Below are 14,972 nucleotides of genomic sequence, written 5' to 3' on the forward strand. Positions count from 1 at the left end.
TGAGGGGCTCAGCGGGCGTAGCCATCACTGAGCGTGCGCAGGAAGGCGACCACGTCGTCGATCTCGGACTCGCTGAGCGCCGGCGCATCGCCGGGCTTGCGGTTGTAGGGGCCTTCGCTGGTGTTGACGTTGCCGCGCAGCGCCGGAGGCAGGTCATTGAATTTGTCGATGCTGCCGTCGGCCAGGCGCGGGTACCACTTCTCGGGGAAGATGTCGCGCTGCACATAGAAGCTCACGACCTCCCGCAGGCTGCTGAAGCGACCGTTGTGGAAGAAGGCCTTGCGCTGGGCCACATTGCGCAGCGAGGGCACCTTGAAGGCGCCGCAGAGGTCCTGGCGCGCCTGCAGGTCACCGCCCTCGCGGGCACACAGGCCCAGGTCGAAGAAGGCCGGGTCGGCGTTCTGGGCCAGGGCGGTGTTGCGCGGCACGCCCAGGGCGTCGTAGCTGAAGTCCGTGAACAGCGGGAAGCTGCCGTCCGCGCCCTTGGCGGAGGGGTGGCAGGCGGCGCAGTTGCCCTTGTCCTTGGCATTGAAGAGGGCCAGGCCGCGCAGTTCCTGCTCGCTGAGGGCCGTGCGGCCGCGCAGGAATTCGTCGTACTTGCTGCTGTAGGAGCGGAACTCCCCGTCTTCCAGCTGGTAGGCCTGCAGGGCCAGCTGCATGCGCTGCAGGGCCTCCGCCGGGTTCTTGAGGATGTCGGCACCGAATTCCTTCCTGAACTCGGCGGCGTAGCTGGCGCGGGCCAGGCGGGCGATCAGGTCCTCGACGCTGGCGTTGGCCATCTCCTTGGGATTGAAGAAGGGCTTGCCGGCCTGGTCCATCAGGCTGGTGGCCCGGCCGTCCCAGAAAAAGCCGCCATTGGGCGTGCCTTCCTTGTCGAAGTTGAAGGACTTGTTGCCCGCCAGATAGCGCAGGCCCGGCGCGGTGCGCCCGCCCTCCAACTCCATCATCACGCCGCCCGGCTCGGTGGGCTTGCCGTTCAGGGCGCCGGCATGGCCCGTGTCCGGCGTGTGGCAGCTGATGCAGGCCTGCTGGCCGGAGCCGGAAAGACTGACGTCCTTGAAGATCTTCTCGCCCAGCTGCGCGCGGCTGCTCAGGCCGCTGTCGGCGGGCGCAGGGGTTGGGCCGGCATCGCTGCCACCGCCGCCACCGCAGGCGCTGAGGACGAAGCTCAGCAGGAGCGCCGAAGCCATCGTCAAAAAGGAATTCACGGAGGGTGTTGGGGCGTGTCCAGCCTTGATGAGCGAAGGCTGGACGCGCGTCTGAGCGTGGCGAAGCATGGTTTGCACTTGGATTAGCAAGCGCAATGATAACAATTCGCAATTGCGAAACCTTTACCCAGATCAAGGGCGTGCGCGTGGCAATGCATTGCCACTACGCGTCCAAGGGAGCGCCGCCCTCTTTCCGGCCACGTCCCGGCCACGTCCCGCCCACTTCCCAACCACCTCTCGCCTCCTCGCCGAGCAGGGGGCCCTTCCCACAGCAGCCGGTCCGCAGGCCCTCAGAAGTGATCGAGGTCCAGGCTGCCCTGCTGCCCCACCCACTGGCCGGTGGCACGCGCCTCCAGCGCCAGCAGGCGGGCCTTGGTCACGGCACCGCCATGCGCGGAAAAGCCGCCCAGGCCGGCCCGGGAGCCAGCGGCGGGCAGCACGCGGTGACAGGGCACGATGGGCGCGAAGGGGTTCAGCCCCATGGCCTGGCCGACGGCACGGGCCCCGCCCGGCATCTTCAGCTGGGCGGCCAGCTCGCCGTAGCTGCGCGTCTGACCCTGGGGGATCTGACGGGCCAGCGTGAACAGGGCGCGCTGGAAGGGCGTCAGCTCGCGCTCGTCCAGCACCACATGGCTCACCACCGCCGGCTGCGAGCTGGCCAGGGCCTTCACGCAGACCATGGCGTCCTGCACGAAGGCCGGCACGGCGTCGCCCTCGCGCGCCTTGCGGGCGGTGGGAAAGCGCTGGCGCATGCGGTCGCGCGTCTCGCCCCGGCTGGCCTCCGGCAACTGCGAGCCGACGATGCCCTGCCCCGACCACGCCAGGCCGCACAGGCCGATGGCGGTGTCATAGCAGAGGTACTGGAGCAAGGGCGGCAGGCCGCCTGCCTCGGCGCCCTCCCCGCCTTCGATGCTGGGGTCCATGCCCGTTCTCAGGCCACCAGCAGGTTCGCCGGTCGCAGGCCGGCCTGCTGCGAGCGCGCCTCGCTGGCCTGCAGCGCAACCTCACCGGGGCGCAGACCCTTGAGCTTGTGATCGGACCAGATCTGGCGCCAGCGGCGCGCACCGCCCAGGCCGTTGTAAAGCCCCAGGGCGTGGCGCATGGCCTGCGGCCAGGGGCGGCCGGACGCCACCACGCGCTCCAGGTACTGCACCCAGGCCTGCTCGACCTGCTCGCGGCTCTGTGCCGGGCCCGGCGTGCCGAAGAAGCGCTGGTCCCAGCCGGCCATCTGCCAGGGCTCGTGATAGGCCTGGCGCCCCACCATCACGCCGTCGACGTGCTTCAGTTGCTCGGCGATTTCGTCGTCTGTCTTCAGGCCGCCGTTGATCACGATGGTGAGGTGGGGAAACTCGCGCTTGAGCTGGTGCACCAGGGCGTAGCGCAGCGGCGGCACCTCGCGGTTCTCCTTGGGCGACAGGCCCTTCAGCCAGGCATTGCGCGCATGGACGATGAAGACCTCGCAGCCCGCCTCGGCGATGCGGCCCACGAAATCCCGCACGAAGTCGTAGCTCTCGATCTTGTCGATGCCGATGCGGTGCTTGACCGTCACCGGGATGCTGACAGCGTCCCGCATGGCCTTGACGCCGTCGGCCACCAGCTCGGGCTCGGCCATCAGGCAGGCCCCGAAGGCGCCGCGCTGCACCCGCTCGCTGGGACAGCCGCAGTTGAGGTTGACCTCGTCATAGCCCCAGCGCTCGGCCAGCCTGGCACAGGCCGCCAGATCTGCCGGCTCGCTGCCGCCCAGCTGCAGGGCGACCGGATGCTCTTCGTCATTGAAATCCAGGTGCCGCGGCTGATCGCCATGCAGCAGCGCGCCGGTGGTCACCATCTCGGTGTACAGCAGGGTCTGGCGGGTCAGGAGGCGGTGGAAATAGCGACAGTGGCGATCGGTCCAGTCCAGCATGGGCGCAACGGACAGGCGCCAGGGGCTACAAGCTGTTGATTTATCTGCGATTTCAGTCATTTTCTAGATTTCGCCGTAGCACGGAAATGCACGCATTTCCCCTGGGATGCACTTTCTGGGTGCTACGCTAGTGCTACGGCCGCAACACCGACGGCGATTCGTAGCAAATTCATCCAGGGAGGCCCCGCAGGCGATGGCATCAATTATCCCGCTGAACGGCAAATGGCGCGCTCAGGTGCGCCGCAGAGGGGCTCCGACACAGACCAAGACCTTCGCGACCAAGGCCCTTGCCGAGGCCTGGGCGCGCCAGGTCGAAACGGACATCGAGGCTGGCCTGGCCGGCCTCGTGTCGCCCAGCTCGAAGACAACGGTGGGCGACCTGATCAAGCGCTACACCGAGGAAGTCTCGAAGGCGAAGCCCTTCGGGAAGAACAAGGCCTGGGTCTTGAACCGGATGGCCGACCGCAAGGCCGGCCTCGGGGCGGTGGCGGTCAACTCGCTGACGGCCGAGCGCATCATCCAGTACATCGTCGACGACCGTCGTGTGAAGGGCGTGACAGCCTCGATTGACCTGACCTACCTGGGATCAGTCTTGAAGGTGGCCCGGTCCGTCTGGCGCATCCACTCACCCCGGGGCGTGGTCGATGACGCCCGCGACGCCCTGTTGCACATGGGCATGCTGGCCCGAAGCAATGAGCGCGATCGACGCCCCACGCAGGCCGAGCTGGACGCATTGCGAGCGTGGTTCCGCCTGCATTCGCGCAGCCTCACCATGGACATCTTCGACTTCATCCTTGACAGCTGCTTCAGACCTCCCAGCGAGATCTGCCGGCTGCGGTGGGCAGACCTGAACCGCGAGGACCGCACGATCCTCATCCGCGACCGGAAAGACCCGAAGAAGAAGATCGGCAACCACCAGCGCGTGCCCCTCCTGGGCCGGTGCATGGAGATCATCGACAGGCAGCCACAGGACGGCGAGTTCATCTTCCCCTTGAACGGCAAGAGCTGGAGCAGCGTGTTTCCCCGGGCATGCCAAAAGCTCGGGATCGAGGATCTGCAGCTCTACGACCTGCGGCACGAAGCCATTTCCCGCCTGGTCGAATCGGGCAAGTACAGCATTCCCGAGATGATGCTGGTGACGGGGCATCGCGATCCGAAGCAGCTGATGCGATATACCCAGCTGCGGGCGGTCGACCTGCACCGTTGAATTGATGAATAGCAGCGAGATTGCACACGACGGGTGGAGCGGGCGAGCGCCCTGCTGATCGCGCGCTCGCTGCATCCTCTGGCCGTCACTATCGCGTCGGTCAGTTCGGAGGCGCCTCCACCGTGGACGACGCGCCGGTATCAGCATCTGATCTCCTGCACACATACACTGCCAGGCCCTTCTTGGGGCGACTCGTAGCTTCCGGCCATGGGATGCCGGTCTTGTCTCCGGTCATGGCTTCTCGCCTGTTCTCGGTGTTCACCTGCAGGGAGAGCACCTGAGCCTCTTCGAAATAGACGTCGAACTCGATGGCGAGCGTGTCGCCAATTCGCACGATGCCATCCTCGATATCGACTCCAATTGCGTGCGCCCACACCAGTGCGACCCGCCCAAGAAACGCGTAGTGTTTGGGGATCGGCCTGATGCGACCGTGCCCGTATAGGACTGGCTTTACATCGTTTGATCGCCAGCCATGCCGTCGCATATTGACCACCAGGCGATACAAATCCCAAGTGGTCATAAGGCCCTGTTGGTTTTGCAGCGCCACGTCCACAAGTTCCCGCCTGAAAGGCATGGCGTTGTCGCGATCAAGTGGAGGGAGATGGCGCTGATGATTGACGATAGACAATCCGTAAACGTCGGTGCGATTCTGTTCGCGCATGAACAATGCAGCATGCTTGAAAGCCTGCATGGCATCCTCATCTCCAGGGAAATTGCTGATCCCCTTAACGTCAACTATCAGCGTCGGGCTAGCGTCTTGTATTTGCAAGTCTTCGCGACGCGGTTTCCCATCGCGGTCGCGAATCTTGTCCATATCGACGACGTTTTGAAACCCCAGCTCAGCAAGCCCCGCCGCCACCGCTTCCACCAAATGGTCGCCAGTTTCCGTGAGCAAGTCGTGTAGCCAACCGTCCTTTGAGCGCAGTTCGGATACGTCCGCATCTAGCTTGGCCATCGCCGCCTTGTGCATCGCGATGGCATTCTGTCGCGCGGTTTCAAGTTCGATGACGCTGCGGAGTTCATATTCAGGCAAATGCGTCCATCGGCCCCTATCGATGCCGGGGTAGAGATGCGGGAACAGTTCTGGAAAGACGTCCGTCAATAGTCGCTTGATTAGGCTAGCCTTGTCGTCTACTTGAGGCAGGAGGAACACGGAGCCTTTGGAGTCGTTCGAGTATCCAAGCGCGACAGGATCTCCGAACTTGTTCTTGGCGAGGACCTTCCAATTCGTATGATTATAAATAGGGTGCAACGTGCACTCATATCTCATGCTAAAGAGTTCGGCCGACAGGGCCCTGCCAATCAACGATTGCTGTTCGCAGACAACGATCTCCTCGCCGGATAAGCGCGACACGCGAACACTTTTCAGCGCTCCAAGAAAGCTCCACTCATCCACCTGGACCGGTTCCTTGACGTGGAAGGTCTGACGCGATTTGCGGCCGGTGACGACAGACACCCCGGATTCAGGCATCGCAAATACGACGACGACGCCGCCGGCTGCAACGATGCGATCGAACCTTGGTCGTGCGACTATGGCAGCCGAAAAGCGAGGATCAATAATGCCCTTATCGCACCCTATCCAGTAGCCGTCAGAGTCCAAAGCGCACTGAAGTTCTCCGATCGGCCCGTCTGCCGGTTCGCAGGCCAGGTCGACAAAGATGATTTCTTGCTCGGCGTAACCATCAGGGAGCCGCTCCGAATTGCGCCAAGGCTGGTAGCTACTGCTGATCTCGCAGCGATAGGGAGTTCCGAACGAACCCGCGGTAGCGTTGATACCAGAGTCGCGGAGCGCCAGAGTCACCGAATCATCCAGGTCAACAAGGAAGACTTTAGGCTTGGGCTGGACGGCGATCGATAGGCTTGCGCCAGTCGTTGCGGACTCCGAGGCCTTGCTGGATTCAGCGCCTTGGATTGGGACATCCAAATTCCTATTGATTTTCAAAGTCATTCCATCACTCGCGGGCTGTTGTTCGGGCTTGCCCCTGGCGCGACGCCTCGAAATCTCCTTTGATGTTCGCGGCTGTTGGGGCGTCGTCGGTGCCGTTGGGAAATCGCACTGTTCCGTTGACCTCGCCGACCCTCGAAGCATATGGCAGCAATCGGAGGTCTAAAGGGGTCATCTTCACGCCACTCTCGGGAAACTCCAACCGCGTCGACCTGGCCAAGGCTCGGTGCAGCCGCAGGAATGGCGAGAGTCGCCGCCGTCCGTTTTCTCTCGTTACTGGCCAATGTGTAACGGCCCCAAGGGCCTGGCCAGGCCTGCGATCCGGCCTGCCGCTAAACCTGGAACGCCCACGGGAACTTCCTAACCTCCCTAACCAACTCCTGAAAAATGCCAAAGAGTTCAGGCGCGACAACGACTTACAGAAGCAGAGCCAACCTAACCTTCTTCCTAACATGAACTGAACCTGATTAGGAAACTGGAACCTAATTTCTAATCCAGGAAAAATCCTTGCAAATCAATGACTTACGAAAAAATTAGGAACGAGGTTAGGAAAGATTCGGAAGCAAACCTAACCAAAATTCCCCTTTCGCGACAAAGACTTAGGGGCATTCTCCGGGGCAGGTTCGGAAAGTTAGGAAGTTCCCGAGGCACTTCCGCGAAAGACCGCAGTAGGCATTGGCATTGCGACCGACCGTCTCGCTCGCCAGCGCCCCGTCACGCCCGCAAAAGGCCGTCAGATCCCGGCAGGTCGGTGCCCCCTCCAAACTGCCCCACAGGCCGCACCAGGCCTTTCGCGGGGCACTTCCGGCAGTGCCGTCGAAAGCGGGGCATTTAGCCCGGGGGCGGGGCGGGGTCCCGAGCGCGCGCCGTGGGGTTCTGTCGCCCTCCCCCGCCTGCGCGCCTGCCCCCGGGCACCCGGGCGGCCCGTCCGAGCCCCTGGCGGGGCCGCCATTGCGTCCACGTGAAGTCAGCAGGGCTGTGGGGCGCCCTCGCGGCCTCGCGCGCTCCTGTGGCCTCTGACCGCGTCGATACCCAGCTCACCGCGGAATACTGGATAAAATCACAGCATGTTGGTGGACCTGGTCGAGTTGAATCACGCAGGACAGCGGCTTCCGCGCGAGGTATGGCGGGCAGCCGTGCCGATCCGCGGCGAGCTGTCGATCCTCAGGTACATGAGCTGGCACGGCCACGAGGGGGCCCCAGTCTTCGCGGCCCTGCGCCCATTCGGCCTGGTCGCGGATCTATGCACGGCGCGGATCTGGCACCTGAGCGGCCACAGCATGGTGCTGGGCGGTGAGCAGCGGCTGGAGGGCCGAACGTGTGAACAGGTGTGGTGGTGCCGCTTTGTCCTCAAACATACGAACAGCTGGTAAACCAAAGCACTGAAGCAATTGCTCAGGCTATCGGCGAAGGCCCGCTTGGCAACTTATCGCGCAGGCCCTCAGCTTCACCGCCGGTCAGCAGGACTTCTGATTTGGCCAGCCCTCGCTCGCGAAGCCTGCAGAATAGGGCCCAATGCAATCGGGATCGTGAGAACCATGGACGACGAGGCAATCAAGGAAGGCGCAAAGGCCATTCAAGATGTGGCACAGACAGCCGGCAAGGCCATGGACATAGTTCAAAGCTCCGGAAGGTTCATCGCACGGCACATCAATGGTCCTCTCGAGCAAGTTCTCGGCATGCTCGAAGACAAGCTCCGGTTCACCAGAGCAGCGAGACGAGCCCGCTTGTATGAGCGCTATCGAACGGAACTGCTGGCAATGGGCCAGGACGTGACGATCAAGCCGATGCCGCTTCCGTTTGCAATCGATGCCCTAGAACAAGGGGCACTCGAAGAAGACGATGCACTCCAAGACCTCTGGGCCCGATTGCTCGCCAACGCGTCGGACGCGAGAACAGCTACCGAAGCTCGCAGGTCCTACGTCTCAATTCTCAAAAATTTGACAAGCCTCGATGCGGTCATCTTCGACCGCCTATACACGGTGACCCCGAGGCCTGGCCGGCACGACCAAATTCTGACGGCCGGACTACCTGCTTCGGCAACTGTTCAGAAGGAAGATTCGCCGAATGGCACACCGGCTGACCCTTCCGAGGAGGTCAAAGAGGCACTGGCGAATCTAGTGCGCCTCGGATTACTTAAGTTCGCGCACAGCTGGGGTGGGGGCGAGATCTATGGAGTCGTCAACCAGACCCTGACTGGTGACAGCCTGATGCGCGCGATTCAACGCAGGCATGTCTGATGGCAGCCACCTCATCTGGCCGCAGCCCCTGTCGGGCCGACTGTGCACTTTTGCGATCGAGACCTACTAATTCGAGTGACTCGAATGGGGGGCGCGTAGGTTCAGGATCACGCCGTGTCCCTCTCGGGCTCAGCCAGTTTGATCACATAGGGATCGAACGCCACCACCTCCTCGCCCATCCACTCGTTGATTGCCCGAAACCGCGCCTGCAGCGGCTCGATCTCGTTGCGCGCGAAGACCTGGGCCGCCGGCAGCACAGCACCAAAGCCGCCTGTGTTTCCAGGCACGATGCCCAGCAGCTGCGGCGGGATGCGATGCGCCGCCAGCACGTCGTCGCGGCTCACGCTCTTGATGTTGAAGAAGTCGTCCTTCGCGGCCACCTCGCTGACGGGGATCAGCTGCACGCCGTCCTTCTTGCCGTTGGGCGAGTAGAGGAACAGGTTGCGAAAGTTGCCCGGGCCTTTCGAGTTCTTCAGGGCCTCGCGGATGGCGTCGATGTCTTCCTGCTGCTGGGCCGGGTCGCTGATGTAGAGGATGAAGCCCGCGTGGCTGCCGTTGTTGTAGTAGCGGCGCCGGAAAAGGGTCGCCGACTCATTCAGCCAGGCCGCCTGCAGGCTCGATAGGTACTCGGGCAGGCCATAGACCTCCTGGTTGATGTCAGCCTCGCGCATGTGGAAGATCGAGCCCACCGCGAACTCGTGCTCATCCTTCCAGCCGCGCACGAAGTAGTAACGGTCCAGCTCGGCGCCGCGACGCACGTACTTGGCCAGCGGGTGCAGCAGCTGCAGGTTGCGGCCCGTCATGCTGCGTGGCCGTTCCAGGTAGCCATTGCCGAAGGTCAGGAAGTCGAGGACCAGCGCGCCGAAGGCCTCGGCGCTCAGCAGCTTGTGCGGCTTGAAGGTGGACACCAGGACGTTGCGTTTGAAGTAGATCGAGCTGCTGTGGTGCGTGCTGGCGCGGAAGCTCTTGGCCAGGCCTTCCCAGCTGACCGGCGGCTCATACCAGCGGCCGACCAGGCCGCATTCGAGGTAGTCGAGCAGCTCGCGCCGGTCCATCACCGGCGTGGGCTCACCGAAGGTGAAGGCCTCGATCTTGCCGGCGTTGCCCTTGTGCAGCTCGGCCGGGGCGTCGTTCGTGTCCATTAGGAGATCTCCATGATGCTGCGGCTCTGCGCAGTGGCCCCTTCCAGGGGTTCGTTGTCGAGGGCATGCATGCACGCCCAGGCCAGGTCGGCATGCCCGGTCTCTTCGCTGCGGCCTGCGTCATAGGTGACGCCGCGGCCGCTGGCTGTCAGCGTGCGGCGGATGGCCAGGAACGCATGGGCCAGGTCCACCCAGCTGGCATCGAACTCGATCCGGCCTTTGCTGATCACGCTCTTGGCCTTGAGCACCAGGCGCGTCTTCACGTCCAGCGAGTAGTTGATCGCCTTCGCGGCCGGATAGAACTTCTGGACGATCTGGTAGACCCCCTGCCCCAGCCCCGTCGTATCGATCCCGATGTGCTGGACATTGAAGCGCTCGGTGATCTTGCGGATGAACTCGGCCTGGGCCTCGAAGTCCATGCCCTTGAACTGATGGCGCTCCAGCACACGGAACTTCCCGCCTGGCGTGACCGGCGGCGCCAGGACCACGCAGCCGGCCGTGTCGCCCGTGTGCGAGGGGTCATAGCCCACCCAGACGGGCCGATGACCATAGGGCCGCATCGAGAACGGCTTGACGTCGTCCCAGGCCTCCCAGCTGTCCACCATGCAGCGCTGCAGCTCGGACAGCGGAAACACGGAGAAGGTGTCGTCGATGAACCCGCACATGAGCAGGTTCTCGAATTCCTCGCTGGTGTACTCCAGGCGCAGTTCGTCAATGTCGAATAGGTCGCAGCCGCTGTTGGCGGCGTCGATGATGTTGACGATGTTGCGCCAGACCTTGTCCTCACCCGTGAACCCGCCGCCGCCCAGGCGGTCATGGCTGAGATCGAAGGGCACGCGGTCATTGCGAGCGCGCCGCTTGTTGAACTTCTCGCCGCTCCAGTATTGGTAGGCCTGGTGCTGGATCGAGCTGGGCGTGCTGAAGTAGGTCTTGCGCCATTGCTTGTGCATGGCCATGCCCGAGGCGACCTTGTTCAGCTCTTCAAAGCGATGAGTCCAGAAGAACTCGTCGAAGTAGAAGTTGCCGTGGTAGCCCTGAGCCGTGCGCGCATTGGTGCCGAGAAAGTAGATGTGCGCGCCGTTGCTCAGCACGATGGGGTCGCCGCTGAGCTCTACGCCGCATGAGTCCTTCGCGAACTGCAGGATGTACTGCTTGAAGATGTGGGCCTGGGCCTTGCTGGCCGACAGGAAGATCTGATTGCGGCCGGTCTCGATGGCATCGGCCAGGGCCTCGCGGGCGAAGTACCAAGTGGCGCCGATCTGTCGCGACTTCAGGATCATGCGCGTTCGCAGATGGCTGTTGCGCAGCCAGACCTTCTGATAGCCGAACAGCGAATCCTTGAACGCGTCCAGCAGCTTCTCGTGCTGCTCTTCGCTGAAGTGGTTGCGCTCGGGCTTCTTCTTCGGGCCTTCGTTGCGTCGCTCGATATTGGGATTGAGATCGGCTTCCTTTCCGGTCCTCTCGTACTTGCGCACGCGCGCCAAGCGCTCGATCTGGCGGCCCAGCAGGTCGATCTCCTTGAAGTCGCCGCCGGTCTTTCCGTCCTTGGCGATCAGCTGGACCAGGCGGGTTTCAAGAGCGCCTTCAACACGTTCGACGGGCTGGGCCTTGTCCCAGTCCTCGGCGTCCTTCCAGCCCTGCACGGTCGAGCGGGGCTCGCCGATGAACTCGGCGATGGAGGAGATGCGCCAGCCCTGCCAGTACAGGTGGCGGGCGCTGCGGCGCTTGTCAGCAATGACGCCATCGGCGGGCCGCTCGCGCGCATCCGGGCGCGGCGCGGCGACCTGCGACGGCGGGTCTTCAATGGCTTGCGGAGTCATGGCCCCGAGGGTATGGGCGCATGCCCGCGCGCGCGATAGGCGTCGGTGCATGTGAGACGTTACCGGCGCCCGGCAAACCTGCAACGCGTTGAAAGCGAGGGCCGCACCACAGACCATGGCAACACCAGCAACCTGCCCCGTTCGCCATGTCCATCAAGTCCAAGAAATTCCGCGTCGCCACTGAGGGCGCGACCACCGACGGCCGCAACATCGAGCGCTCCTGGCTCGTGCAGGCGGCCAAGAACTACAACCCGAAGACCTTCGGGGCGCGCGTGAACATGGAGCACCTGCGCAGCATCTATCCCGACAGTGCTTTCCGCAGCTACGGCGACATCGTGTCGGTCGAGGCCAAGGAAGAGGACGGCAAGATGCGTCTCTACGCCGAGATCGCGCCGCTGCCCGAGCTGGTCCAGCTCAGCAAGGCCGGCCAGAAGATCTACACCAGCATCGAACTCAACCCGAAGTTCGCCGACACCGGCGAGGCCTATCTCGTCGGCCTGGCCGTCACGGACAACCCGGCCAGCCTTGGCACTGAGATGCTGAGCTTCGCCGCCCAGAACCCGAAGGCGAGCCCCTTTGCCTCGCGCAAATCGCATCCCGACGCCCTCTTCTCCGAGGCCGTCGAGATCGAACTGGCATTCGACGAGGAGGCCGAAGACGGCGGCAAGTTCTCCGCCAAGCTGCGCGAGATCCTGGGCAAATTCAGCAGCAAGGCCAAGGGCGACGACGCCCGCATGGGCGAGGTCGTGGCCGTGCTGGAGGAAGTCGCCGACACCGTCGCCGCGCAGGACGCCGCGTTCTCGGCTCAGGCCAAGCGAACCGACACGATGGGCAGGGAACTGGCCGAGCTGAAGAAGTCCTTCGGCGAAATGAAAGTCATCGTCGACAAGATCGACAAGACCCCGGCGCCCGGCTACACGCAGCGCCCGCCGGCCACTGGCAGCAACCCCAACGGCGCCGCGCAGACCGACTGCTGAGCCCTTCTCCGAGAACCCACGCACACAGGAAACCCATGCGCAACGCTACCCGTCTCGCCTTCACCGCCTACCTGGAACGCATCGCGCAGCTCAGCGCGGTGGCCAGTGCCACGCACACCTTCGCCGTCGACCCCACCATCCAGCAGACGCTGGAAACCAAGATCCAAGAGTCGAGCGATTTCCTCAAACGCGTCAACGTCATGCCCGTCGACGAGATGGAAGGCGCCAAGCTCGGCCTGGGCATCAGCGGTCCCATCGCCAGCCGCACCAACACCGCCGTGAAGGACCGCGCCACGCGTGACCTGTCGGCGCTCGACGAGCACCGCTACAAGTGCGCGAAGACCAATTTCGACACGCACCTGGGCTATGCCAAGCTCGACGCCTGGGCCAAGTTCCCGGACTTCCAGAACCGCATCCGCGACGCGATCCTCACGCGGCAGGCCCTGGACCGCATCATGATCGGCTTCAACGGCACGAGCGTGGCGGCGGAGACCGATCCGGTCGCCAACCCGCTGCTGCAGGACGTGAACATCGGCTGGCTTCAGCACATGCGCGTCGATGCGCCCTCGCGCGTGATGAAGCAGGGCTCGGTCGCAGGCAAGGTCCGCATCGGAGCTGGCGGCGATTACAAGAACCTGGATGCAGCCGTCTTCGACGCCGTGCAGCTGCTCGACCCCTGGTACCAGCAGGACCCCGGCCTGGTCGCCATCCTGGGCCGCGATCTGATGCACGACAAGCTGTTCCCGCTGGTCAACGATACGAAGGACCCGACCGAAAGCCTGGCGGCCGATGTCATCCTGTCGCAGAAGCGTGTCGGCGGCCTGGCAGGCGCCACGGTGCCCTTCATGCCGCCGAATGCGATCCTGATCACCCGCTTCGACAACCTTTCGATTTACTTCCAGGAAGGCGCCCGCCGCCGCCGCGTCGAGGACAACGCCAAGCGCGACCGCATCGAGAACTACGAGTCCTCGAACGACGCCTTCGTGGTCGAGGACTACGGCATGGCCGCGCTGGTCGAGAACATCGAGTTTGTGGACTGACCATGGCAATGAGTCCCGCACGCGCGCATCGGGCGCGCATGCTCGCGGCCCAGGCCGCCGCCGCTTCCCCGGCGGGTGGCGAGGTCCTGGGCGGCGAGTACGAGCTGATGCTGGCCCAGCTGGTGGAACACCGCCGTCAGCTGAAGGACATCCAGTCCATCGAGCGCAAGATCGAGGCCAAGCGGCAGTTCTTGCCGATCTACAAGGCCTGGGTCGAAAGCGCGGTCGAGCATGGCAACGGCGCGCAGGACCAGGTGCTCATGACGGTGCTGGTCTGGCTGATCGACGTGGGCGAGTACACCGATGCGCTGGCCATCGCAGCGTATGCGATGGAGCACGGCCTGCAGATGCCTGACCAGTACGACCGCAACCTGCCCACGGTCTTGCTGGACGAGATCGGCGGTGCTGCGCTGTCCGGCAAGCTCGAACCACAGCGCGCCGTCCTGGTGCTGAATGTCGTCGCCGAGCTGACCGCCGACAGCGACACACCCGACCAGGCACGTGCCAAGCTGCACAAGGCCCTTGGCTACGCCCATATGGGCCGGCTGGGCGCCGGCGAAGTGGACGTGAGCCAACTGGATCCGATCAAGGCACGGATCGCCCTGGACCAATGTCGCCGCGCCTACGAGCTCTTCGACGGCGTAGGCGTGAAGAAGGACATAGAGCGCTTGGAGCGCCGGCTGAAGCACGCCGGCGAGCCTGACGCCTGAACGATTCCGGACCCCGGAACCCCGGCGGCTCGGGCTGACGGCTGAAGGCCCCGGCCAGATGCCACGACGCCCGACCACCGCCGACCTATTCCCCGCTGCAGCCATGAGCTTCCTCGGAACTGATACCGCACCCACCGCCGCCGACGAGGTCAGCCTCACGAACGATGGCTGGTTCCCGGCCATCGCATTGGCCGAGCTGCGCGCGGCCGTCCGCCTGGACGGCACCGTGACGCCCGCCCGGCTGCGCCACGCCGCAGTCAACGCCATGGCCAGCGTCAACGGCGAGCTGGCCAGCTACAAGGAAGCCCAGCTGCAAGCGGGCCACGCCGGCCTGGCCGACGTGCCCGCGCCCCAGGTCGCTGGCGAGAGCGTGCAGCTGCAGCGCTACCGAAGGGCCGTCTACGCCTGCGTGCAGGCCGACCTGATCGAGCACTACCGCGACTTCGACACAACGGGCGCGGGCGACAAGGCAGCCGACAAGCTGGAGCTGCGCGTCCACGATCTGCGCCGCGACGTTCGCTGGGCCATCAGCGATCTGGTGGGCAGGCGCCGCACCACGGTGGAGCTGATCTGATGCAGGTCCGCACGCAGCAGCACGACACCGTCGACGGCCTGTGCTGGCGACACCTGGGCCGCACCGATGGCGTCGTCGCAGAAACCCTCCGTATCAACCCGGGCCTGGCCGCCCAAGGGCCGCTGCTGCCCGCAGGCCTGGCCGTCGAGCTACCCGAGCCCTCCCCTGCGACGCGGCCGATGGTGCAGCTCTGGACATGAAAGTGA

The 14,972-nt window shown here is 64.2% G+C and carries 14 protein-coding genes; 8 read left to right on the plus strand and 6 right to left on the minus strand.

Features of this window, described 5'->3' with window-relative positions; all coding sequences use genetic code 11:
• Positions 1-8 precede the first annotated feature (8 nt).
• The 3 genes from O9Y01_RS18770 to dusA all read right to left on the minus strand — a co-directional run bounded on the left by O9Y01_RS18770 (position 9) and on the right by dusA (position 3,111).
• Positions 9-1,190, minus strand: coding sequence for a cytochrome-c peroxidase (locus tag O9Y01_RS18770; protein ID WP_269633129.1), 1,182 nt, complete (start codon positions 1,188-1,190; stop codon positions 9-11).
• 308 nt (positions 1,191-1,498) lie between these two features.
• The gene (locus tag O9Y01_RS18775) at positions 1,499-2,131 is read right to left on the minus strand and encodes a methylated-DNA--[protein]-cysteine S-methyltransferase (protein ID WP_269633130.1); all 633 of its coding nucleotides are present in this window, start codon (positions 2,129-2,131) and stop codon (positions 1,499-1,501) included.
• An 8-nt stretch (positions 2,132-2,139) separates the two neighbouring features.
• Entirely contained in the window at positions 2,140-3,111 is a 972-nt protein-coding gene (gene dusA / locus O9Y01_RS18780; protein ID WP_442952772.1) for a tRNA dihydrouridine(20/20a) synthase DusA, read from the minus strand.
• 370 nt (positions 3,112-3,481) lie between these two features.
• Here dusA and O9Y01_RS18785 point away from each other — a divergent pair, with 370 nt between their 5' ends.
• Positions 3,482-4,318 carry a site-specific integrase gene (locus O9Y01_RS18785; protein ID WP_269633132.1) on the plus strand — a complete coding sequence of 279 codons (837 nt, stop codon included), beginning with the start codon at positions 3,482-3,484 and terminating at the stop codon, positions 4,316-4,318.
• 100 nt (positions 4,319-4,418) lie between these two features.
• On the opposite strand, the gene O9Y01_RS18790 is transcribed toward O9Y01_RS18785, so the two are convergent.
• Positions 4,419-6,266, minus strand: coding sequence for a hypothetical protein (locus O9Y01_RS18790; protein WP_269633133.1), 1,848 nt, complete (start codon positions 6,264-6,266; stop codon positions 4,419-4,421).
• Positions 6,267-7,330: 1,064 nt separating this feature from the next.
• Between O9Y01_RS18790 and O9Y01_RS18795 the strand changes: the two genes are divergently transcribed.
• On the plus strand, positions 7,331-7,636 hold the full coding sequence (locus tag O9Y01_RS18795; protein ID WP_269633134.1) for a hypothetical protein: 306 nt from the start codon (positions 7,331-7,333) through the stop codon (positions 7,634-7,636).
• A 165-nt stretch (positions 7,637-7,801) separates the two neighbouring features.
• Positions 7,802-8,503, plus strand: a complete 702-nt coding sequence (locus O9Y01_RS18800; RefSeq protein WP_269633135.1) for an Abi-alpha family protein — start codon at positions 7,802-7,804, stop codon at positions 8,501-8,503.
• 107 nt (positions 8,504-8,610) lie between these two features.
• Here O9Y01_RS18800 and O9Y01_RS18805 read toward each other — a convergent pair whose 3' ends face one another.
• Together O9Y01_RS18805 and O9Y01_RS18810 are read right to left on the minus strand one after the other, a co-directional pair.
• The gene (locus O9Y01_RS18805) at positions 8,611-9,645 is read right to left on the minus strand and encodes a phage portal protein (protein WP_269633136.1); all 1,035 of its coding nucleotides are present in this window, start codon (positions 9,643-9,645) and stop codon (positions 8,611-8,613) included.
• Positions 9,645-11,465, minus strand: coding sequence for a terminase ATPase subunit family protein (locus O9Y01_RS18810; RefSeq protein WP_269633137.1), 1,821 nt, complete (start codon positions 11,463-11,465; stop codon positions 9,645-9,647). Before O9Y01_RS18810 ends, O9Y01_RS18805 begins: the two co-directional genes overlap by 1 nt.
• A 146-nt stretch (positions 11,466-11,611) precedes the next feature.
• On the opposite strand from O9Y01_RS18810, the gene O9Y01_RS18815 reads away from it, so the two are divergent.
• From O9Y01_RS18815 to O9Y01_RS18835, 5 genes are all read left to right on the plus strand, one after another.
• Positions 11,612-12,442 carry a GPO family capsid scaffolding protein gene (locus tag O9Y01_RS18815; RefSeq protein ID WP_269633138.1) on the plus strand — a complete coding sequence of 277 codons (831 nt, stop codon included), beginning with the start codon at positions 11,612-11,614 and terminating at the stop codon, positions 12,440-12,442.
• 35 nt (positions 12,443-12,477) lie between these two features.
• Entirely contained in the window at positions 12,478-13,482 is a 1,005-nt protein-coding gene (locus O9Y01_RS18820) for a phage major capsid protein, P2 family (RefSeq protein ID WP_269633139.1), read from the plus strand.
• Between the two features lie 2 nt (positions 13,483-13,484).
• Complete coding sequence (gene gpM / locus O9Y01_RS18825; RefSeq protein WP_269633140.1) at positions 13,485-14,192, plus strand: phage terminase small subunit; 708 nt, start codon at positions 13,485-13,487, stop codon at positions 14,190-14,192.
• 103 nt (positions 14,193-14,295) lie between these two features.
• Positions 14,296-14,766 carry a head completion/stabilization protein gene (locus tag O9Y01_RS18830; RefSeq protein WP_269633141.1) on the plus strand — a complete coding sequence of 157 codons (471 nt, stop codon included), beginning with the start codon at positions 14,296-14,298 and terminating at the stop codon, positions 14,764-14,766.
• A complete protein-coding gene (locus O9Y01_RS18835) occupies positions 14,766-14,966 on the plus strand; it encodes a tail protein X (protein WP_269633142.1) in 201 nt (66 codons plus the stop codon). The genes O9Y01_RS18830 and O9Y01_RS18835 overlap by 1 nt, the downstream gene beginning before the upstream one ends.
• Positions 14,967-14,972: the final 6 nt, after the last annotated feature.

The sequence above is a fragment of the Pelomonas sp. BJYL3 genome, assembly GCF_027257975.1.
Lineage (GTDB): Bacteria > Pseudomonadota > Gammaproteobacteria > Burkholderiales > Burkholderiaceae_C > Roseateles_B > Roseateles_B flavus.